This window comes from Polaromonas sp. (assembly GCF_031411155.1).
In the GTDB taxonomy this organism is placed as follows: domain Bacteria; phylum Pseudomonadota; class Gammaproteobacteria; order Burkholderiales; family Burkholderiaceae_C; genus Polaromonas.
Genome location: NZ_JANOAL010000249.1, coordinates 1 through 21,123, shown reverse-complemented (window position 1 = coordinate 21,123; position 21,123 = coordinate 1). Strand labels below are relative to the sequence as shown.

Annotated in this window: 16 protein-coding genes; 12 read left to right on the top strand and 4 right to left on the bottom strand. The window is 62.9% G+C overall.

Features of this window, described 5'->3' with window-relative positions:
• Positions 1–89: 89 nt before the first annotated feature.
• Positions 90–518, bottom strand: a complete 429-nt coding sequence (locus RMO23_RS15180) for an NfeD family protein (RefSeq protein WP_309683256.1) — start codon at positions 516–518, stop codon at positions 90–92.
• 200 nt (positions 519–718) lie between these two features.
• Here RMO23_RS15180 and RMO23_RS15175 point away from each other — a divergent pair, with 200 nt between their 5' ends.
• Positions 719–3,007 (top strand): arginine/lysine/ornithine decarboxylase, encoded by a 2,289-nt coding sequence (locus tag RMO23_RS15175; RefSeq protein WP_309683253.1) that lies wholly within the window; start codon positions 719–721, stop codon positions 3,005–3,007.
• 13 nt (positions 3,008–3,020) lie between these two features.
• Here RMO23_RS15175 and RMO23_RS15170 read toward each other — a convergent pair whose 3' ends face one another.
• Positions 3,021–3,935 (bottom strand): DNA ligase, encoded by a 915-nt coding sequence (locus tag RMO23_RS15170; RefSeq protein ID WP_309683252.1) that lies wholly within the window; start codon positions 3,933–3,935, stop codon positions 3,021–3,023.
• A gap of 235 nt (positions 3,936–4,170) precedes the next feature.
• Here RMO23_RS15170 and RMO23_RS15165 point away from each other — a divergent pair, with 235 nt between their 5' ends.
• Complete coding sequence (locus RMO23_RS15165; protein WP_309683249.1) at positions 4,171–4,518, top strand: GFA family protein; 348 nt, start codon at positions 4,171–4,173, stop codon at positions 4,516–4,518.
• 143 nt (positions 4,519–4,661) lie between these two features.
• Here the strand turns inward: RMO23_RS15165 and RMO23_RS15160 are convergent, their stop codons facing one another.
• Positions 4,662–6,116 carry a DUF3943 domain-containing protein gene (locus RMO23_RS15160; protein ID WP_309683246.1) on the bottom strand — a complete coding sequence of 485 codons (1,455 nt, stop codon included), beginning with the start codon at positions 6,114–6,116 and terminating at the stop codon, positions 4,662–4,664.
• A 276-nt stretch (positions 6,117–6,392) separates the two neighbouring features.
• Complete coding sequence (gene fabI, locus RMO23_RS15155) at positions 6,393–7,181, bottom strand: enoyl-ACP reductase FabI (RefSeq protein WP_309683244.1); 789 nt, start codon at positions 7,179–7,181, stop codon at positions 6,393–6,395.
• 36 nt (positions 7,182–7,217) lie between these two features.
• Here fabI and RMO23_RS15150 point away from each other — a divergent pair, with 36 nt between their 5' ends.
• The 10 genes from RMO23_RS15150 to RMO23_RS15105 form a co-directional block, all read left to right on the top strand.
• Positions 7,218–9,050, top strand: a complete 1,833-nt coding sequence (locus RMO23_RS15150; RefSeq protein WP_309683241.1) for an extracellular solute-binding protein — start codon at positions 7,218–7,220, stop codon at positions 9,048–9,050.
• Between the two features lie 7 nt (positions 9,051–9,057).
• Positions 9,058–10,086: an ABC transporter permease subunit gene (locus RMO23_RS15145; RefSeq protein WP_309683238.1), complete on the top strand. Its 1,029-nt coding sequence runs from the start codon at positions 9,058–9,060 to the stop codon at positions 10,084–10,086.
• Positions 10,052–11,206, top strand: a complete 1,155-nt coding sequence (locus RMO23_RS15140; protein WP_309683235.1) for an ABC transporter permease — start codon at positions 10,052–10,054, stop codon at positions 11,204–11,206. Before RMO23_RS15145 ends, RMO23_RS15140 begins: the two co-directional genes overlap by 35 nt.
• Complete coding sequence (locus RMO23_RS15135) at positions 11,203–12,828, top strand: dipeptide ABC transporter ATP-binding protein (RefSeq protein WP_309683232.1); 1,626 nt, start codon at positions 11,203–11,205, stop codon at positions 12,826–12,828. Before RMO23_RS15140 ends, RMO23_RS15135 begins: the two co-directional genes overlap by 4 nt.
• A gap of 155 nt (positions 12,829–12,983) precedes the next feature.
• Complete coding sequence (rimP, locus tag RMO23_RS15130) at positions 12,984–13,586, top strand: ribosome maturation factor RimP (RefSeq protein ID WP_309683230.1); 603 nt, start codon at positions 12,984–12,986, stop codon at positions 13,584–13,586.
• Between the two features lie 43 nt (positions 13,587–13,629).
• Positions 13,630–15,165 carry a transcription termination factor NusA gene (gene nusA / locus RMO23_RS15125; protein WP_309683227.1) on the top strand — a complete coding sequence of 512 codons (1,536 nt, stop codon included), beginning with the start codon at positions 13,630–13,632 and terminating at the stop codon, positions 15,163–15,165.
• Positions 15,166–15,193: 28 nt separating this feature from the next.
• On the top strand, positions 15,194–18,115 hold the full coding sequence (gene infB / locus RMO23_RS15120) for a translation initiation factor IF-2 (RefSeq protein WP_309683224.1): 2,922 nt from the start codon (positions 15,194–15,196) through the stop codon (positions 18,113–18,115).
• A gap of 16 nt (positions 18,116–18,131) precedes the next feature.
• Positions 18,132–18,500: a 30S ribosome-binding factor RbfA gene (gene rbfA / locus RMO23_RS15115; protein ID WP_309683221.1), complete on the top strand. Its 369-nt coding sequence runs from the start codon at positions 18,132–18,134 to the stop codon at positions 18,498–18,500.
• A 90-nt stretch (positions 18,501–18,590) separates the two neighbouring features.
• On the top strand, positions 18,591–19,622 hold the full coding sequence (gene truB / locus RMO23_RS15110) for a tRNA pseudouridine(55) synthase TruB (RefSeq protein ID WP_309683218.1): 1,032 nt from the start codon (positions 18,591–18,593) through the stop codon (positions 19,620–19,622).
• A gap of 36 nt (positions 19,623–19,658) precedes the next feature.
• Positions 19,659–21,123, top strand: a 1,465-nt coding sequence (locus RMO23_RS15105) for a GTP-binding protein (RefSeq protein WP_309683216.1), incomplete at its 3' end; no start/stop codon positions are given.

Genomic DNA, 21,123 nt, shown 5'->3' with positions numbered 1-21,123 from the left:
AGAATGACAAGTGCAATTTCCATGGTTCCTCCATTGATTCAAATTAGGGTGCCTGCGGGAGCAGGCGATTCAGGCCGCTCCAGCCAAGGCTACAGCTTTTCAATGACCAGCCGGTTGCCCAGCATTTCCTTGATGCGAAAGCTGCCGGTGCCGTGCGGCTCCGCCGGGTTGGCGGGCACGGCGGTCCAGTTGGCGCCGCGGAACTTGACGGTGGCGGTGCCGTCGGCATTCCATTGCGCCACCTGCACCGATTCGCCGATGTCCAGGTTGACGTCCCGGTTGGACTGGGCCGGCTGGGGCGCCGGGCTCTTGCTGCGCTGCAGGTGCCAGACGGCCACCGCACCGCCGCCGATGACGGCGGCAATCACCATCTGGCTGACCAGCGCCAGGCCCAGGTGGGCGGCAACGGCGCCGGCCACCAGGCCGACGGTAATCATCAGCAGGTAAAATGTTCCGGTGACCAGCTCCACCGCGACGGCGGCGCCGGCCAGCAGCCACCAGATGGTCGAATCGCTCATGTGCCCTCCTTTTGTCGGTGATGCGCTACATTTTGGGGTCATTAGACCTCAAGGAAAGCGCCCTGCGGCGTGGCGCAACAATATTTCCTTACACTTCGCAGTCTTTAGTTAATCCGTTCGGGCTCAATCTGTCTCGGCCCGCTTGAGCGTTTTCCACGCCCTGAGTCAGTTCGGGGCTTCCTCGACTAACCGTACCCGCCATGAAATTTCGCTTTCCCATCGTCATCATTGACGAAGACTTCCGCTCCGAGAACACCTCCGGCCTGGGTATTCGTGCACTGGCGCAGGCCATAGAGAGCGAAGGCTTCGAGGTGCTGGGGGTGACGAGCTACGGTGACCTGTCGCAGTTTGCCCAGCAGCAAAGCCGCGCCAGCGCCTTTATTTTGTCCATCGACGACGAAGAGTTCACGCCCGGCCCGGATCTGGACCCGGCCGTGCTGGACCTGCGCAACTTCATCGAGGAAGTGCGGCGCAAGAATCTTGACGTGCCGATTTATGTCTACGGCGAAACCAAGACCTCGCGCCACATCCCGAATGACATCCTGCGCGAGCTGCATGGCTTCATTCACATGTTCGAGGACACGCCGGAGTTTGTGGCGCGCCACATCCTTCGTGAAGCCAAGAGCTACCTGGAGGGCGTGCAGCCGCCGTTTTTCAAGGCGCTGCTGGACTATGCCGAGGATGGTTCCTACTCCTGGCACTGCCCCGGCCATTCGGGGGGTGTGGCGTTTTTGAAAAGCCCGGTCGGCCAGATGTTCCACCAGTTTTTTGGTGAAAACATGCTGCGCGCCGACGTTTGCAATGCGGTGGAGGAACTGGGCCAGCTGCTGGACCATGACGGCGCCATTGGGGCCAGCGAACGCAATGCCGCGCGCATCTTCAACGCCGACCACTGTTTCTTTGTGACCAATGGCACCTCGACCAGCAACAAGATGGTCTGGCACCACACGGTGGCGCCCGGCGATGTGGTGGTGGTGGACCGCAACTGCCACAAATCGATCCTGCACGCCATCATCATGACCGGTTCGATCCCGGTGTTTTTGAAGCCGACCCGCAACCATTTCGGCATCATCGGCCCGATTCCGCAAAGCGAATTTGAACCGGAGGCGATCCAGGCCAAGATCAGCGCGAATCCGCTGCTCAAGGGGGTGGATGCGAAAACGGTCAAACCGCGTGTGTTGACGCTGACGCAGTCCACTTACGACGGCGTGCTCTACAACACCGAAACCATCAAGGGCATGCTTGACGGCTACATCGACAATCTGCATTTTGACGAGGCCTGGTTGCCGCACGCCGCCTTTCACCCGTTTTACGGCAGCTACCATTCCATGGGCAAGAACCGCATCCGGCCGAAAAATGCCGTGGTCTATGCCACCCAGTCGATTCACAAGCTGCTGGCCGGCATCAGCCAGGCCAGCCATGTGCTGGTGCAGGACTCGCAAAACGTCAAGCTCGACCGGCACCTCTTCAACGAGGCCTACCTGATGCACACCTCGACCTCGCCGCAGTACAGCATCATTGCCAGCTGCGACGTGGCCGCCGCCATGATGGAGCCGCCCGGCGGCACCGCGCTGGTCGAGGAGAGCATTGCCGAGGCGCTCGACTTTCGCAGGGCCATGCGCAAGATTGACGACGAATATGGCAGCGACTGGTGGTTCAAGGTCTGGGGGCCCGACAAGCTGGTGGACGAGGGCATTGGCGAGGCCAAGGACTGGATCATCAAGGGCGAGTCGCGCAGTGCCAAGACGGCCAAAAACGGCGCCAACAACTGGCATGGCTTTGGCCAGATGGCGACCGGTTTCAACATGCTGGACCCGATCAAGTCGACCATCGTCACGCCCGGCCTTGACCTCAATGGCAAGTTTGCCAAGACCGGCATTCCGGCCAGCATCGTGACCAAGTTTCTGGCCGAGCACGGCGTGATCGTCGAGAAAACCGGCCTTTACAGCTTCTTCATCATGTTCACCATCGGCATCACCAAGGGCCGCTGGAACACACTGCTGACGGCCTTGCAGCAGTTCAAGGACGACTATGACAAAAATGCGCCGATGTGGCGCATCCTGCCCGAGTTTTGCCAGAAGTACCCCAAATACGAGCGCATGGGCCTGGCCGATCTGTGCCAGCAGATTCATGCGCTGTATGCCAGGTACGACATTGCGCGCCTGACGACCGAGGTCTACCAGAGCGATCTCAAGCCAGCCATGAAGCCGAGCGATGCCTACGCCCATATTGCCCACCGCACGACCGAGCGGGTGGAGATTGACCACCTGGAAGGCCGTATCACGGTGGGGCTGGTCACGCCTTACCCGCCCGGCATTCCGCTGCTCATTCCGGGCGAGGTGTTCAACAAAAAAATCGTGGACTACCTGAAGTTTGCCCGCGAGTTCAATGTCCACTGCCCGGGCTTTGAGACCGACATTCACGGCCTGGTCGAGCAGGTGGATGCCAAGGGCAAGCTGCGTTATTACGCGGACTGCGTAAAACGCTAAACCCGCCTTTTGTTCAGCCGGGCTGCTCGTCGCGGACCCGCATGAAGCTGGCAAAGCGCGGGATGCCGCTGTCCGTCATGCCGCGAAAGCGAAAAGTCACCAGCGCGCCCACGGCGGGCGGGCTGTCGCGCTCGGCATCGGTAAAGCCCGAACCCAGTTTGAAGCGCCGCGCCGGCCGGCCGTCGGCGGCCGGCAATTCAACCAGCAGCGCGCCCAGTTTGCCGGCGTATTTGCCTTTGCCCGCAATATGCGCAATCACCCGGGCTTCGGTATCTTCATGGGTTTTGAGCTTCAGCAGGTCGTCATTGCGCTCGCCTTTGTAAAGCGACGCACCGCGGTGCAGCATCAGGCCCTCGCCGCCGAGCTTGACGGTTTTCAGCAGCAGGCCCTGCAGCGCCAAGTGACTGGCCACCTTGTGCTGCGCCACCGCCTGCACCCAGGGCTGGTCAATCCGGCTGACCAGCCCGTTCAGGGCCGGAATGCGTTCGCTGAACGGGCCGCCGTGCGCGGGCAGGTCAAACACCATGAAGCGGATGGCGCGCCAGGCGGCATCATCGGCGCTGTGCTGGCGGACGGTGGCCACAGCCTTGGCAAACTGGCCGCGGCCAGCCCAGAGTTCACCGTCCATCGCCACCCTGGGCCAGCCCGCGGTGAACCAGGCGGGCGCGGCAATGCGTTCACCGCCTCGCGTCAGCAGTTGCGCGCCATCCCAGTAGCCGCGCACGCCGTCGTATTTCTCGCTGACCCAGTAGTCGGGCAGGCTGACGCCGGCCTGATAGACCTTGGCAAGCATCAGGGGCGGCGCTGGCTGGGCCGCATACAGCAGAGGCCACGGGGCAAGAACGCCAGCCAGGGCCAGCAGCAGCGGCAGCGCCTTGATGACAAACAGGCTTGCGCCCGGGCGGGAAGAGCAGGTTGATGGCGGCATCGGAAAGTCTATTTTTTGAATCATTTTGGCCTGTAGCCCAGCAGGAACGTGCGCAGGCAGCTATTAAAAGTGTAGCATTCGGCGGCCGCTTCGGGGCGGCAAGATCTTGACAACTTTAGCCGTGAGCGGCGTATATTGGCGCAGGGAAAGGCCGAGCCCGCCCCATGTTTTTGCTTTATCGGGCACACGCAACACCCGCCGCTTTTTTTGCCACGTAGCCGAAAGGATTTTCACCATGACTTACCAGGGAAGCTGCCACTGTGGCCAGATCGCGTTCGAAGTGCAGGGCGAACCCGGCAAGGTGCTGGCCTGCAACTGTTCCATGTGCCAGCGCAAGGGCTCGTTGCTGTGGTTTGTTCCGCGTGACCAACTCCGGCTGCTGACGCCCGAGGAAAATGCCAGCACCTACCTGTTCAACAAGCACGTCATCCAGCACCGCTTTTGCCCCACCTGCGGCATCCACCCCTATGGCGAGGGCGTGGCGCCGGACGGCAGCCGCATGGCGGCTGTCAATGTCCGCTGCCTTGAGGGCATTGACCTGGCGTCCCTTCCCGTTGAACATTTCGACGGCCGGTCTTCCTAGGCGTCGTGGCTGCCGGTCGCCGCGGCGCCAGCATTCCGCCTGTTTTTTGATGCCTGGAACACCATTTCGGCCCCTGGCCCAATAGTTGCAAGCTTGAAATGCTATAAAAATGATAGCAACTGGGGGTGTTTGAGGGCCCGCACTCAGCGCCAATCGACGGCGCCGAAGCGGTCGTGGCCCAGCAGCGTGTAGAAGAGGCCGATCGTGCCGCGGGATTGGGTGCGGTTGCCCAGGTCGGGGTAGCTGGCATCGCGGCGGTTCCACAGGTACTTGACGGTGATGGCGTGCTGCTTGTGCACGCGCCAGGTGTAGGCGAGGTCGGCGCGCACGATATTGTCGTGCCCGCTCGGCCCGCCACTGTTCACGCCACTGACAAAATACTCGCGGCCAGTGAAGTCCAGCGAGGAGCGGTCGCCAAAGATCACGCGCAGGCTCAGCAGCGCCTGCGGTGCCACGCCGTAGTGGTAGTCGCGCTCGCCGGCGCCGCGAACGGTGCTTACGGCGGCGTAGCCCAGGCCAGCCAGGGCCGAACCCTGCACCAACACCGAATCGCTGGCCCGCCATTGACCCGTGGTGCCCAGCGACAGCGCCGTGCTCGAGATGCGGAACGCCTGCGGCGAGATGTAGTCGTAACTGCCGTACAGACCCCAGAGGCCACGGTAGTTCTTGCCGGCCTCGTAGTCATTGCCCAGCAGCAGCCCGCGCGTCATGACGTTTTCAAACACATTGGCGCTGGAGGCCGTGGCCTGGAATGAAAAATAGTCGAAGGGGCGGCGGTAGTGATAGCCGTCCTTTCCCGGCAGGCCGTAGTCCAGCGAGAAGTCGGCCTGGGCCTCGTTGCGCTTGAGCTGGGTCGCGCTGCCCGGAACATTTTGCGCCGTGCCCATCAGGCCGAACTGCACGCGGCTGTAGTAGGCCGGGTTGTTGCTGGCGAAGATCGTGTCCAGGCGGCGGCCCTGGAGCAGACGGTTGAAGCCGGTGGCCGGTGAGATCATCGCTGCGCCGGCTTCGCGCCAGAGGCGCGGAACGTCGTCGCCTTTTTCCAGCAGCAGGCTGGACATGCGAAACAATGCCTCGCCCAGGAAAGTGCCGCCCACGCCCGAGGAAATCTGGTCGTTGAGCGAGGGCCGCGTTTTCTCGCCGGCGATCTCCCACGCGGCGCTGCCGGCGAAGGTGTAGCCCAGCGACTCCCAGTAGTTGAAGCCGGCGGAGCGGGCGAAGCCGTGGTACATCGAGCCCTGATAGGGATGGCCGAGCTGGTTGATCCTGAACGGGTCGTCGTCCACGCCCCAGCCGCTGCGCAGGTTGCGCCGGATCGACCCCACACTGACGTCGTAGTCGTCGCGACTGCTGCCGTAATGCCGGTTGATGCGGTTCAGCAGAAAGTCAAAGCCAATGATTTCCAGCGCCGGCAGCGCTTTGCTGCGGGGCTGTGCGACGGGTTCGGCGCTGGCTTCAGCGGCGTCGGCCAGCGCAGCGTTTTCGGCGGCGGGCTCGGCGGGCGGCTCCTGCGCCCATGCCCGGCCAGCGGCCGCACAGGCCAGCGCAAGGAAAAGCGTGAAGTGCGTGGCGCGGCGGCGGGAAGCTGAAGTTCTCATGGCGTGTCCGGTCAAGCAGGGGTAAAACAGCAAATTCGGCCCTTCAGGCAAGCAGCCAGTATCCCCTCAAAGACGGGTTTGGCAATCAGCCATTTGCCTGTTCCGGGGCCGGTCATCGCCTACGTGCCGCAACCGGCCGGTGGCCGCGCCCGTGAGCCGGAGTGCTCCTGTTTTAATAGCGCTCTGCGACCGCCCTTAGAGGGCTGGCGGTAGATTCGTCACCCGATTTTGAGCCATTCAGGGCGCGCGGACCTATTAGCCCGGGCTGACGCCCCCTCAGCCCGCCTCGGCGATGCCGCCCACGGCCTGGCTGAAGCCGCCATCGACGTAGCAGATCTCGGCCGTCATGCCGCTGGCCAGGTCGCTCAGCAAAAAAGCGGCGACGTTGCCCACGTCTTCGATCGTGACGTTGCGGCGGATCGGCGAGGTCTCGGCCACCACGCTCAGGATCTTGCCAAAGCCCTTGATGCCGCTGGCCGCCAGGGTCTTGATCGGGCCGGCGCTGATGCCGTTGACGCGCATGCCCTTGGGGCCCAGCGACTCGGCCAGGTAGCGCACCGACGCTTCCAGGCTGGCCTTGGCCAGGCCCATGGTGTTGTAGTTGGGCACGGTGCGCACCGCGCCCAGATAGGTCAGGGTCAGCAGCGCCGACTTGTCGTTGAGGTAGGGCAGGGCCGCCTTGGCCATGGCCGGAAAGCTGTAGGCACTGATGTCGTGGGCGATCTTGAAGCCCTCGCGGGACAGGCCTTCCAGAAAGTCGCCGGCAATCGCCTCGCGCGGGGCGTAGCCAATGCTGTGCACAAAGCCGTCAAACGTGGGCCAGCTTTTGGCCAGGTCGGCAAACATCTGCGCGATCTGCTCGTCGCTGCCGACGTCGCAGTCAAAAATCAGGCTGGAGCCGAAGTCGGCGGCAAACTCGGCGATGCGGTCCTTGAAGCGCTCGCCGACATAGCTGAACGCTAGCTCGGCGCCCTGTGCGTGGCAGGCCTTGGCGATGCCGTAGGCAATGGAACGGTTGGACAAAACGCCTGTGATCAGTAGTTTTTTGCCGGTGAGAAAGCCCATGGATGTTTTCCGAGATAGTTGATGCAGAATTGTCGCATGCGAAGAATGTGGATGGGTGGTGTGGTGCGCGGCGCTTTTTACGGTGCCCTGTGCAGCGCATTGTGGGGGGCACCCTCGGCCTGGGCCGGCTACGCCTACGCGCTCTGGGGCGACCTCAAATACCCGCCCGGGTTTGCGCATTTTGACTACGTCAACCCGCAGGCGCCCAAGCGCGGCGAGTTGCGCCTGGTCAGCAATCTGCGGGTCTCCACCTTCGACAAATACAACCCCTTCACCATCAAAGGCAATGCGCCGGCCTACCTGGCAAACCTGATGTTTGACTCGTTGCTGGCGGGCTCGCTGGACGAAACCGGCTCCGGCTACGGGCTGCTGGCCGAGCAGGTGGAGGTGGCGCCCGATGGGCTGAGCGCGACCTTCCTGCTGCGCAAGGAGGCGCGCTTTCATGACGGCCTGCCGGTGCTGGCCGCCGATGTGAAATACAGCTACGACATGCTGATCGGGCCATTCAGCTCGCCGGGCTTCAAGACGGCGCTGGAAGACGTGGTCGGGCTGGACGTGCTGGAGCCGCGGCGGCTGCGTTACCGCTTCAAGAAGCCCAATCGCGAGCTGCCGCTGACGGTGGGCGGGCTGCCGGTCTTCAGCCGAGCCTGGGGCGCTGAAAACGGCCAACCCAAGCCCTTCGACCAGATCGTGACCGACATCCCGATTGGCAGCGGCCCCTACACGATCGGCCCGGTGCGTTTTGGCAAGGACATCACCTATGTGCGCGACCCCAACTACTGGGCCAAAGACCTGAACGTGCGGGTCGGCACGGCCAACTTTGACCGCATCACCGTCAAGATTTACCGCGACAACACGGCGCGGCTGGAAGCGCTGAAGGCCGGCGAGTTTGACCTGATGCGGTTTTTCTCGGCCGGCGACTGGGCGCGCCGCGTCAATGGCAAGCGCTTTGCTTCGGGTGAACTGGTCAAGGGTGAGTTCAGGCACCGCCTGCCCTCGGGCTTTCAGAGCTATGTGCTCAATACGCGGCGTGACAAGCTCAAGGACATTCGGGTGCGGCAGGCGCTGGGCCTGGCGATCGATTTCGAGTGGATGAACCGCCAGATGTTTTACAACGCCTACCAGCGCGTCAACGGCCTGTTTGGCAACACCGACTGCCAGGCCAGCGGCCCGCCCGGCCCCGAAGAGGTCGCGTTGATGGCGCCGTATCGCAACAGCATTGCGCCAGCCGCCTTCGGCCCCATGGCGCTTTCGCCGCGCACCGACGGCGAAAACTCCCTGCGCGCCAATCTGCGCCAGGCGCAGGCCTTGCTGCAGGCGGCGGGCTGGACGATACAGGATGGCAAGCTGCGCAATGCCAGGGGCGAGGCGATGGTGCTGGAGTACCTGGACAGCAACGAAACCGGCGCGCGCGTGGTCTCGCCCTGGGCGCGCAACCTCGAAAAACTGGGCATCGAGCTGAGCTTCCGGCCGGTCGACTTTGCGCTGTACCAGCAGCGGCTGCAAAAGTTCGAGTTCGACATCACCTCGATCGCTTTTCAGGGCACCCACAACCCCGGCCAGGAGTTTGCGGACCTGTTTGGCAGCAAGGCCGCCGTCACCGAAGATTCGGGCAACTACGCCGGCGTGGCCAATCCGGCGGTGGACGCGCTGGTGACCGACATGACGGCGGCCAAAACCAAGGCCGACCTGCTGCCCGCCTGCCGCGCGCTGGACCGGGTCATCAGCCACGGCTACTACCTGGTGCCGCAGTGGACCGCCGGCACGCACCGCATGGTGTTCAATGACAAACGGCTGGCGCGGCCGGCCGTCACGCCGCCATATTCCCAGGGCGAAACCTGGGCCATGGACAGCTGGTGGGCCCGATAAGGTTGCCATGTTTACCTACATCCTCAAACGCCTGCTGCTGATGATTCCCACGCTGTTCGGCGTGTTGCTGATCACCTTTTGCGTGATCCAGTTCGTGCCGGGCGGCCCGGTCGAGCAGTACCTGGCCGAGGCGAAGGCCGGCAGCGGCAGCGGTGCGGAGGGCGGTGGCCTCAGCTACCGCGGCTCGCAGGGCGTCGACCCCAAGCGCATCGAGCAGATCAAGGCCCTGTACGGCTTTGACAAGCCGGCCCATGTGCGGTTTGGGCTGATGCTGGGCCAGTTTGCGCGCTTTGACCTGGGCAAAAGCTTTTTCCAGAACAAGGATGTCTGGCAGCTGATCAAGGAAAAAATGCCGGTCTCCATCAGCCTGGGGCTCTGGACGTTTTTCATCAGCTACGGCGTGGCGGTGCCGCTGGGCGTGGCCAAGGCGGTGCGCGCCGGCTCGCGCTTTGACCTGCTGACCACGCTGCTGATACTGGTGGGTTACGCGATTCCGGGTTTTGTGCTGGGCGTGGCGCTGCTGGTGATCTTTGGCGGCCAGCTCGAGTGGTTTCCGCTGCGCGGGCTCACGTCCAACAACTGGGACGAGTTGAGCTGGGCCGCCAAGGTCACCGATTACCTCTGGCACATTGCGCTGCCGGTGACCGCCATGGTGCTGGGCAGCTTTGCCGTCACCGCCATGCTGACCAAAAACGCCTTTCTGGAGGAAATCCGCAAGCAGTATGTGGTCACCGCCCGCGCCAAGGGGTTAGCCGAGCGTCAGGTGCTGTGGAAGCATGTGTTTCGCAATGCGCTGATTCCCATCATCACCGGCTTTCCGGCGGCGTTCATCGGCGCTTTTTTTGCCGGTTCGCTGCTGATCGAAACCCACTTTTCTCACGACGGGTTGGGCCTCCTGAGCTACGAAAGCGTGATCCGGCGCGACTACCCGGTGGTGCTGGGAACGCTTTACTTTTTTACCTTGATCGGGCTGGTGACCAAGCTGGTGTCGGACCTGTCTTATGTGTGGGTGGACCCTCGTGTCAAATTTGACTAGCCCCCCCGAAGCGGCCTCTGGCCGCCGCCTCCCCGAGGGGGCGCCGCCTGCGGCCGGGCCAAGCCCGTTGCGCGCCGGCTTGGTGAAAGAGGCGGTGCATCTCTCGCCTGGCCGGCGCGCCTGGCTGCGCTTCAAGCGCAACCGGCTTGGCTTCTGGAGCCTGCTGCTGTTTTGCGGCCTGGTCGTGCTCAGCCTGTTTGCCGAGGTGCTTTCCAGCGACCGGCCGCTGCTGGTGCGCTATGAAAACAGCTATTACTTTCCGATGGTGCGCGACTACCCGGAGAAGGTCTTTGGCGGCGACTTTGAAACCAGCACCGACTACCTCGACCCGTTTATCCGGGACAAGCTGCGCCAGGGCAGCAACTGGGCGATTTTTGCGCCCAACCCCTATGGCCCGAAGACGCTGAACTATTTCGCCAGGGAGCCCAACCCGTCACGTCCCACACGCGACAACTGGCTCGGCACCGACGACCGCGGCCGCGATCTGCTGGCCCAGCTGATTTATGGTTTCCGGGTCAGCGTGCTGTTTGCGCTGGCCCTGACCTTTTGCGGCGTGGTGCTGGGCGTGCTGACGGGCGCGCTGCAGGGCTACTTTGGCGGCAAGACCGACCTGGCGTTTCAGCGTTTCATTGAAATCTGGGGCTCCATGCCCGAGCTGTATCTTTTGATTATTTTCAGCGCGGTGTTTGCACCCAGCCTGGCGCTGCTGCTGGTGCTGCTCAGCCTGTTTGGCTGGATGGGTCTGTCGGACTATGTGCGGGCCGAGTTCTTGCGCAACCGCCAGCTGGACTATGTGCGCGCCGCCAGGGCGCTGGGCCTGTCGAACTGGCAAATCATCAGCCGCCACATCCTGCCCAACAGCCTGACGCCGGTGGTGACGTTTTTGCCGTTTCGCATGAGCGCGGCCATTCTGGCGCTGACCTCGCTGGATTTTCTGGGCCTGGGCGTGCCGCCGGGCACGCCTTCCTTGGGCGAATTGCTGAGCCAGGGCAAGGCCAATATCGACGCCTGGTGGATTTCGCTCTCGACCTTTGCCGTGCTGGTGGTGACCCTGCTGCTGCTGACTTTCATGGGTGACGCCTTGCGCGATGCGCTCGACCCCCGGAAGGCCGAGCAATGACCGCCCGCAGCCCGCTGCTTCAGGTCGAAAATTTGAGCATAGCCTTTGGCGGCCACGAAGTCGTCCACGGCATCGATTTTTCCATTGCCGCCGGTGAAAAGCTTGCGCTGGTAGGCGAGTCCGGCTCCGGCAAGACGGTCACGGCGCTGAGTCTGCTGCGGCTGGCGCAAGACGCCCGCATCAGCGGCCAGGCCCGGTTTGATGCGCCGCAAGGGTCGAAAACCGCCGTGGACCTGCTGGCGCTGCCCGAAAACGCCTTGCGCGGCATCCGCGGCCGCGACATCGCCATGATTTTTCAGGAGCCGATGACGGCGCTCAATCCGCTGTTCAGCGTGGGCCGCCAGATTGCCGAGATTCTGGAGCTAAAACAGGGTCTAGCCCAGGCAGAATCTGCGCGAGCAGCTATCAAATTGCTAGCAGATACCGGCATTGCCGAGCCCGAACGGCGCGCCCGCTCGTTCCCGCACCAGCTCTCGGGCGGCCAGCGCCAGCGCGCCATGATCGCCATGGCGCTGGCCTGCCAGCCCAAGCTGCTGCTGGCCGACGAGCCGACCACCGCGCTGGATGTGACCCTGCGCGGCCAGATTCTGGATTTGCTGGGCGAACTGCAGCAAAAAAACGGCATGGCCGTGCTGCTGATCACGCACGACCTGAATCTGGTGCGCCGCTTTGCCGACCGGGTGGCGGTCATGGAAAACGGCCATATCGTGGAACAGGGCGCCGTGGCCGCCGTGTTTGCCAGCCCGCAGCATGCCTACACGCGCAAGCTGATCGACAGCAAACCGGTTCGCGACGTGGTGACTCACGAGGCTGGCGCCCCGCAGGCCGCGCCGGTCATGCAGGCCAGCCAGCTGCGGGTGTCCTACCCGGTGCCGCTGGCCGGCTTCAAGGGCTGGTTCAAGCGCGGCGAATTCGTCGCCGTGAAGGAGGCCAATTTCACGATTGCGCCCGGCCAGACGCTGGGCGTGATTGGCGAATCGGGGTCCGGCAAGTCCACCCTGGCGCTGGCCTGCCTGGGCTTGCTGCCTTTTTCGGGTCAGCTGCAGGCGGCAGGGCAGGCCTGGAGCCTGCAGGCGGCCCGCAACAAGTCGATCCGGCGCATGGTGCAGGTGGTGTTTCAGGACCCTTTCTCCTCGCTGTCGCCGCGCCTGACGGTGGGCGAGATCGTGGCCGAAGGCCTGCAGGTGCATGAGCCTTCGCTGCGCCCGCCCGGCAGGCAGCAGCGCGCGCTTCAGGCCTTGGCCGATGTCGGCATGACGCAAGCACAGTTTCCCGGCCTGCTGCAGCGCTATCCGCACGAGTTCTCGGGCGGACAGCGCCAGCGGCTGGCGATTGCGCGGGCGCTCATCATCGACCCCAGCCTGCTGGTGCTGGACGAGCCGACCAGCGCCCTGGATGTAACCATTCAGAAACAGGTGCTGAGCCTGTTGCAACGTTTGCAATATGAGCGTGGTTTGAGTTTTCTGCTGATCACCCACGATGTGGACGTGATTCGGGCCATGGCCCACGATGTGATGGTGATGAAAGACGGCGAGGTGGTCGAATCCGGCCCGGTTTTCGAGGTTCTGGACGCGCCGCGCCATCCGTACACCCGCATTCTGGTGGCGCCCCACCTGACATAGGGCATTTCCGGTGCTTTCGCATTAAAATCGGGCACGACTATCGTTTGCGCCCAGGCGCCGGGTACGTTACAATACGCACTTCACGACCAAATGGGCGGGTTTTCACCGCCCATTTTTTTTGGGCGTTTGTTTTTAAAGACTGATTTAAAACCTGAATGGCTTTGCAAGAGACGATTGATCAAACTGTGACCGGGCTGGGCTACGAGCTGGTGGAAATCGAGCGCACCGGTGGCGGTTTGCTGCGTGTCACCATCGACATGCCCTACGTTGCCGGCGCCGAGCAGTTCATCAATGCCGAGGACTGCGAAAAAGTCACCCGCCAGCTGCAGTTTGTGCTGGAAGTCGAAGGCGCCGAGTATGCCCGGCTGGAAGTCAGCTCGCCCGGCATCGACAGGCCTCTGCGCAGTGAAAAAGATTTTGAGCGTTTTGCCGGCGAGCTGATTGACATCACCCTCAAGGCGCCGATTGGCGTGGTGGCCAGCGCCGGTTCGGCGGTATCGGCCAACCGCAAGAAATTTCGCGGAACCCTGGAGCGCGCCGAACCGCAGGGCGGCGTGCCGGCCTGGCAGATTGTCTGGAGCGATGAGCCTGCCGTCAAACCCGGCCAGAAGGTCAGCAAAAAGCGGGTTCCGGCGCCGCTGCAGGCATTGGGCTTCACGCTGGACGAAGTTCACCAGGCGCGACTGGCGCCTGTCGTTGATTTCAAGGGGCGAAAACCCAAAACAGGCTCTGCTGCCGCTGTGCAGGCCGACGAATAAACCAATAAATTAGTTAAAAAGACTAGAGAGAAAGGCTTGTGAAATGAATCGCGAAATGTTGATGTTGGTGGATGCCATCTCGCGCGAGAAAAATGTCGAGCGCGACGTGGTTTTCGGTGCCGTGGAGCTCGCGCTCGCGCAAGCGACCAAAAAGATTTATACCGGCGAAGTGGACATCCGGGTGGCGGTGGACCGCGACAGCGGCAACTACGAAACCTTCCGCCGCTGGCTGGTCGTGCCTGACGAAGCCGGTTTGCAAAACCCCGAGGCCGAAGAGCTTGTCAGCGATGCGCGCGACGAGATCGCCGACATCGAAGAGGGCGACTACATTGAAAAGCCGGTCGAAAGCATGCCGATTGGCCGCATTGGCGCGATGGCTGCCAAGCAGGTCATCCTGCAGAAAATCCGCGATGCCGAGCGCGAAATGCTGCTCAACGACTTCATGTCGCGCGGCGACAAGATTTTTGTCGGCACCGTCAAGCGCATGGACAAGGGCGACATCATCGTCGAGTCCGGCCGCGTCGAAGGCCGCCTGCGCCGCGGCGACATGATTCCGAAAGAGAACCTGCGCTCCGGCGACCGGGTTCGCGCCATGATCATGGAAGTCGACACCACCCTGCGCGGCGCACCCATCATCCTGTCGCGCACTGCCCCCGAATACATGATTGAACTGTTCCGCCAGGAAGTGCCCGAGATCGAGCAGGGCCTGCTGGAGATCAAATCCTGCGCCCGCGACCCCGGTTCGCGCGCCAAGATCGCCGTGCTGTCGCATGACAAGCGGGTCGACCCGATTGGCACCTGCGTTGGCGTTCGCGGTACCCGCGTCAATGGCGTCACCAACGAGCTGGCCGGCGAACGCGTCGACATCGTGCTGTGGAGCGAAGACCCGGCCCAGTTTGTAATTGGCGCGCTGGCGCCGGCCAACGTGTCATCCATCGTGGTCGACGAAGAACGTCACGCCATGGACGTGGTGGTGGACGAGGAAAACCTCGCCATCTCGATTGGCCGCGGCGGCCAGAACGTGCGCCTGGCGGCCGAGCTGACGGGCTGGAAGATCAACATCATGACGGCCGACGAGTCGGCTGAAAAGCAGGCCACGGAAACCGACAGCAGCCGCAAGCTCTTCATGGAAAAGCTTGATGTGGACGAGGAAATCGCCGACATCCTGATCTCCGAAGGCTTTACCAGCCTTGAAGAGGTGGCTTATGTGCCGCTGCAGGACATGCTGGAGATCGAATCGTTTGATGAAGACACTGTCAATGAGCTGCGCACGCGCGCCAAGGACGCCTTGTTGACGATGGAAATCGCCAAGGAAGAAAACGCCGAGGGCGTATCGCAGAACCTGCGCGACGTCGAGGGCCTGTCGCCCGAAACGGCGGCAAAGCTCCAAGAGGCGGGCATCCACACCCGCGACGACCTGGCCGATCTGGCCGTGGACGAACTCACCGATATCACCGGCCAGTCTGTAGACGAGGCCACAGCCCTGATCATGACCGCTCGCGCCCATTGGTTTACCGATGACGCGGCAGCTGACACCGCTGCCAGCGCTGCTGCACCCGCAGCGGCCCAAGAGCAATGATCATGGAGGCCAGTCAGGAAAACAAAATATGTCCAGTACCACTACCGTCGCTGAATTCGCAGCTGAATTGAATAAACCTACCGCCATCCTGATCGAGCAATTGACCAGCGCGGGCGTCGCCAGGGTGCAAGCCGGCGACTCCCTGTCCGAGGCGGACAAGCAAAAGTTGCTTGGCTACCTGCAGGCCAGCCATGGCACCGTCTCGGCCGAGCGCAAGAAAATCACGCTGGTGAAAAAGTCCACCAGCGAAATCAAACAGGCAGACGCCACCGGCAAGGCCCGCACCATTCAGGTGGAAGTCCGCAAGAAGCGCACCTTCATCAAGCGTGAAGACGGCTCCGATCTGGCCACCGAAGAAGCCCCGCCCGAAGCCGCGGCCGCTGCACCGGCACCTGTTGTGGACGATGTCGAACTGATTCGCCGCGAGGAAGAGGCCAGCCGTCACGCCGAATTGCTGCGTCGCCAGGAAGCCGAACTGGCCGAAAAGCGCCGCCTGCGTGACGAGCAGGACGCCCAAGAGGCCGCGCGCGAACAAGAGCGCCTGGTCGCCGAAAAAACCGCGCAGGCTGAAGCCGAAGCGGCTGAGGCTGTCAAAAAGGCCAAGCCCGCCAGCGCAAAATCCATTGCGGCGGTGCAGCCCGAAGCAACCGAGGCCTCCAAAGCCGCTGAGGCCGCGGCTACCGAGCAGGCCACCCAGGCCGCGACCAAAGCGGCGAGCAAGGCTATCGATGCGGCAGCCGTGCAGGCGGCCGCCAAGGCCAAGGCAACGGCAGAATTCCAGGCCGACGCCGCCAAGGCGCAGGATCTGCAGGAGCGCCGCCGCAAGGCCGAAGCCGAGGCTGCGGGCATCCGCGCCATGCTGTCGGCGCCCAAGCGCGTGCTGGTACCTCATGTCGACCCCAAGGCCGCCATCAAGGGCACGTTGCACAAGCCTGCCGTCGTGCCCGGCGCAGCCAACAAGCCTGCTGCTGCAGGCGCGCCTGCGGCCGGTGGCGCAGCCGGCAAGAAAGAAGTCAAGTCAGAAAACCTGTCTTCGACCTGGAAGGACGACGCCGCCAAGAAGAAGGGCCTGCCCAGCCGTGGCGCGCCCGTACTGCCTGGCCGTGGCAATTTCCGGGGCGGGCCACGAGGACGCCGCAACAATGACCGCGACGCACGTTCCGAGTCCAGCTTTGTGGCGCCGACCGAATTCAAGGTGATCGAGGTTCATGTGCCAGAAACCATCACGGTGGGAGAGCTGGCGCACAAGATGAGCGTCAAGTCTTCCGAGGTGATCAAGCACCTGATGAAGCTGGGCCAGATGGTCACCATCAACCAGCCACTGGACCAGGACACCGCCATGATCGTGGTGGAAGAAATGGGTCATACGGCCGTGACGGCCGCGCTGGACGATCCGGAAGCCTTTACCGATGACGACGTGCAGGGCCAGCAGGCCGAGTCGTTGCCGCGCGCACCGGTGGTCACCGTCATGGGCCACGTTGACCATGGCAAGACCTCGCTGCTCGATTACATTCGCCGCGCCAAGGTGGCCTCCGGTGAAGCCGGTGGCATTACCCAGCACATTGGCGCCTACCACGTGGAAACCCCGCGCGGCATGGTGTCTTTCCTGGACACCCCGGGCCACGAGGCGTTCACCGCCATGCGTGCCCGTGGCGCGCAAGCCACTGACATCGTGATTCTGGTGGTGGCCGCCGACGACGGCGTGATGCCGCAGACCAAGGAGGCCATCAAGCATGCCAAGGCAGCCGGTGTGCCGATCGTGGTGGCGATCAACAAGATCGACAAGGCCGATGCCAACCTGGACCGCGTCAAGGGCGAACTGGTGACCGAAGAAGTGGTGCCGGAAGAGTTTGGCGGTGATTCACCGTTTGTGCCGGTTTCTGCCCGCACCGGTGCCGGCATTGACCAACTGCTGGAGCAGGTGCTGCTGCAGGCCGAGGTGTTGGAACTGCGCGCGCCGGTGGATGCGCTGGCCAAGGGTCTGGTGATCGAGGCGCGCCTGGACAAGGGCCGTGGCCCGGTGGCGACCGTGCTGGTGCAGTCCGGAACGCTCAAGGCCGGCGACATCGTGCTGGCGGGTTCAACCTATGGCCGGGTACGCGCCATGCTCGACGAGAACGGAAAAACCATTAAAACGGCGGGTCCGTCGATTCCGGTGGAAATCCAGGGCTTGACGGAAGTCCCGCAGGCCGGCGATGACTTTATTGTCATGCTCGATGAGCGCCGCGCCCGTGAGATTTCGACCTACCGCGCCGGCAAGTTCCGCAATACCAAGCTGGCCAAGCAGCAGGCGTCCAAGCTCGAGAACATGTTCTCCGACATCAATGCCGGCGAAGTCAAGATGCTGCCCATCATCATCAAGGCCGATGTGCAGGGTTCGCAGGAAGCGCTGGCGCAGTCGCTGCTCAAGCTGTCCACCGACGAGGTCAAGGTCCAGCTGGTGTACTCCGGTGTGGGTGGCATCTCCGAATCCGATGTCAACCTGGCGATTGCTTCCAAGGCCGTGCTGATTGGCTTCAACACCCGCGCTGACGCGCAGGCACGCAAGCAGGCCGAGAACAACGGCGTGGATATTCGTTACTACAACATCATTTATGACGCTGTGGACGAACTTAAGGCCGCCATGTCCGGCATGCTGACGCCCGACAAGAAGGAAGAAGTCATCGGCACCGCCGAGATTCGCCAGGTGTTCAAGGTCAGCAAGATCGGCTCGATTGCCGGCTGCATGGTCACTGCCGGTGTGGTTCGCCGCGCCGCCCGCCTGCGCTTGTTGCGCCAGAACGTGGTCGTCTTCACCGGCGAACTCGACTCGCTCAAGCGCTTCAAGGACGATGCGAAGGAAGTCAAGGAAGGCTTCGAGTGCGGCCTGAACATCAAGAACTACAACGACATTCAAGAGGGTGACGTGCTGGAGTTCTTCGAAATCAAGGAAGTGGCGCGTACGCTGTAAGGGCGGACGGGATTTCATGCGTAAAAAATCATCCACACCCAACCGCGGCTTTCGGGTTGCCGATCAGATCCAGCGCGATCTGACGGAACTGATCGCGCGCGAGCTGAAAGACCCGCGGGTGGGCATGGTGACGGTGCAGGCGGTTGAAGTCACACCCGACTATGCCCACGCCAAGGTGTTTTTCAGCGTGCTGGTGGGCGACCCGAAAGAGTGCGAAGAAGCACTCAACCAGGCCGCCGGCTTCCTGCGCAACGGCCTGTTCAAGCGCCTGATGACGCACACGGTACCGACCCTGCATTTTCATTTTGACCGCACCACCGAACGTGCGGCCGACATGAACGCCTTGATTGCCAAGGCGGTTTCCTCGCGCGCCCAGGACGACTGAAGCGTACCGTTCCCCTTTGGCAAGCTCGGGGTGAACGGTACCCACCGCGAGCGGGTGTTCCGTTCGCGCGTTGAGCTTGTCGAAACGCTTATGCCTACACCCTCCAGTCCCCGCCAGAAGATTCAGCGACGTCCCGTGCATGGCGTGCTGCTGCTCGACAAGCCGCTGGGCCTGTCGAGCAATCAGGCGCTGCAAAAGGCCAAATGGCTGCTGCGGGCCAGCAAGGCCGGTCACACCGGCACGCTGGACCCGTTGGCTACCGGCGTGCTGCCGCTGTGCTTTGGCGCCGCCACCAAGTTCAGCCAGATCCAGCTCGACGCCGACAAGACCTATGAAGCGGTGTTGCTGCTGGGGCAGAAAACCAGCACCGGCGATGCCGAAGGCGACGTGATTGAAACCCGGCCCGTGCCCGAGATCACGCCTGAACTGCTGGCGATGATGACGCAGCGCTTTACCGGCCCGCTGGCGCAGGTTCCGCCGATGTACTCGGCGCTGAAAAAAGACGGCAAGGCGCTCTACGAATACGCCCGTAAGGGCGAAGACGTGGAACGGGACGCCCGCCACATCACGATTTACCAGCTAAATCTGGCTCTGGCCCAGGACGAACGGGCGCCTGCAGCTATCAAAATGATAGTAACCTGCAGCAAGGGGACTTACATCCGCACGCTGGGCGAAGACATTGGCGAGGCGATTGGCTGCGGCGCCCACCTGGGTTCACTGCGGCGCCTCGAAACCGGCGGCTTTGAAGCCGGCCAGTGCGTGACGCTGGCGGCGCTGGAGGCCATGAGCGAGCCCGAACGCGAAGCCTGTCTGCTGCCGCCGCAGGCGCTGGTGGCCGGCTACCCGAGCATCAGCCTGGACGCCGACAATGCGGGGCGCTTTTTAAGCGGCCTGCGCCGTCGCGGCGAGCCCGGCCAGTGGGGCGCCGATGCGCCGCTGGTGCAGGTTTACGGCAGCAATCCCCGTGCGTTTCTGGGCTCTGCCCACGTCACGGCCGGTGAGCTGATTCCGCAGCGCCTGCTGAGCCCGATTGAAGTGCAGGACATTTTGCAGGCCACCCCCGGTTTTACCCCCGCGCCTTCGGGCGACGGTGTTTCCCCTTTCAACGTTTTCCAACATTAACCCTGAATCTGTTTCGAGTCTTCCTGAAAGCCAACCATGAGCCACAAACAAATCCGTAACATCGCCATCATCGCCCACGTTGACCACGGCAAAACCACCATGGTCGACCAGTTGCTGCGCCAGTCCGGCACCTTTGCCGAGCACGAAAAAATCGTCGACACCGTGATGGACAACAACGCCATCGAAAAAGAGCGTGGCATCACGATTCTGGCCAAGAACTGCGCCGTGACCTGGGAGGGCACGCACATCAACATCGTCGATACCCCCGGCCACGCCGACTTCGGCGGTGAGGTGGAGCGTGCGCTGTCGATGGTCGATGGCGTGGTGCTGCTGATCGATGCCCAGGAAGGCCCGATGCCCCAGACCCGCTTCGTCACCAAGAAGGCCCTGGCGCTGGGCCTCAAACCCATCCTGGTGGTGAACAAGGTCGACAAGCCCGGTGCGCGCCCCGATTACGTGGTCAACGCCGCTTTCGATTTGTTCGACAAGCTCGGTGCCACCGATGAACAGCTGGATTTTCCGGTGGTTTACGCCTCGGGCATCAACGGCTGGACTTCGCTGGAAGAGGGCCCGCCGAATGAGCAGTGGGGGCCCGACATGTCGGCCCTGTTCAACACCATCCTGGAACACGTGCCGCACCAGCAGGGCGACCCTGCTGCACCGCTGCAACTGCAAATCTCCGCACTCGACTTTTCGACCTTTGTGGGACGCATTGGTGTCGGCCGCATCAGCCAGGGCACGATCAAGCCCATGATGGACGTGGTGGTGATGGAAGGCCCGGATGGTAAAGCCGTCAAGGGACGCATCAACCAGGTGTTGACCTTCCAGGGCCTGGAGCGCGTGCAGACCACGGACGCCGGTCCCGGTGAAATCGTGCTGATCAACGGCCTGACGGACATCGGCATTGGCGTGACCATCACCGACCCGATCAACCCGGCGCCGCTGCCCATGCTCAAGGTCGATGAGCCGACCCTGACCATGAACTTCTGCGTCAACACCAGCCCGCTGGCCGGCCGCGAGGGCAAGTACGTCACCAGTCGCCAGATTTGGGACCGCCTGCAAAAAGAGCTGCAACACAACGTGGCCCTGCGCGTCAAGGAAACCGACGAGGAAGGCATCTTTGAAGTCATGGGTCGCGGCGAACTGCACCTGACCATCTTGCTGGAAAACATGCGCCGCGAAGGCTTCGAGCTGGCCGTGTCCAAGCCGCGCGTCGTCTACAAGGATGTGGACGGCGTGCGCCACGAGCCGATCGAACTGGTGACCGCCGACATCGAAGAGCAGCACCAGGGCGGCGTGATGCAGGCTTTGGGCGAGCGCAAGGGTGAGCTGAGCAACATGGAGCCGGACGGCCGTGGCCGCGTGCGCCAGGAGTACCGCAACCCGGCGCGCGGCCAGATTTGTTTAACCAACGAATTTCTGAACCTGACGCGCGGCACCGGCCATATCTCCAACAACATAGACAGCAACGAGCCCCACAACGGCGACAATTGCGGGCGCA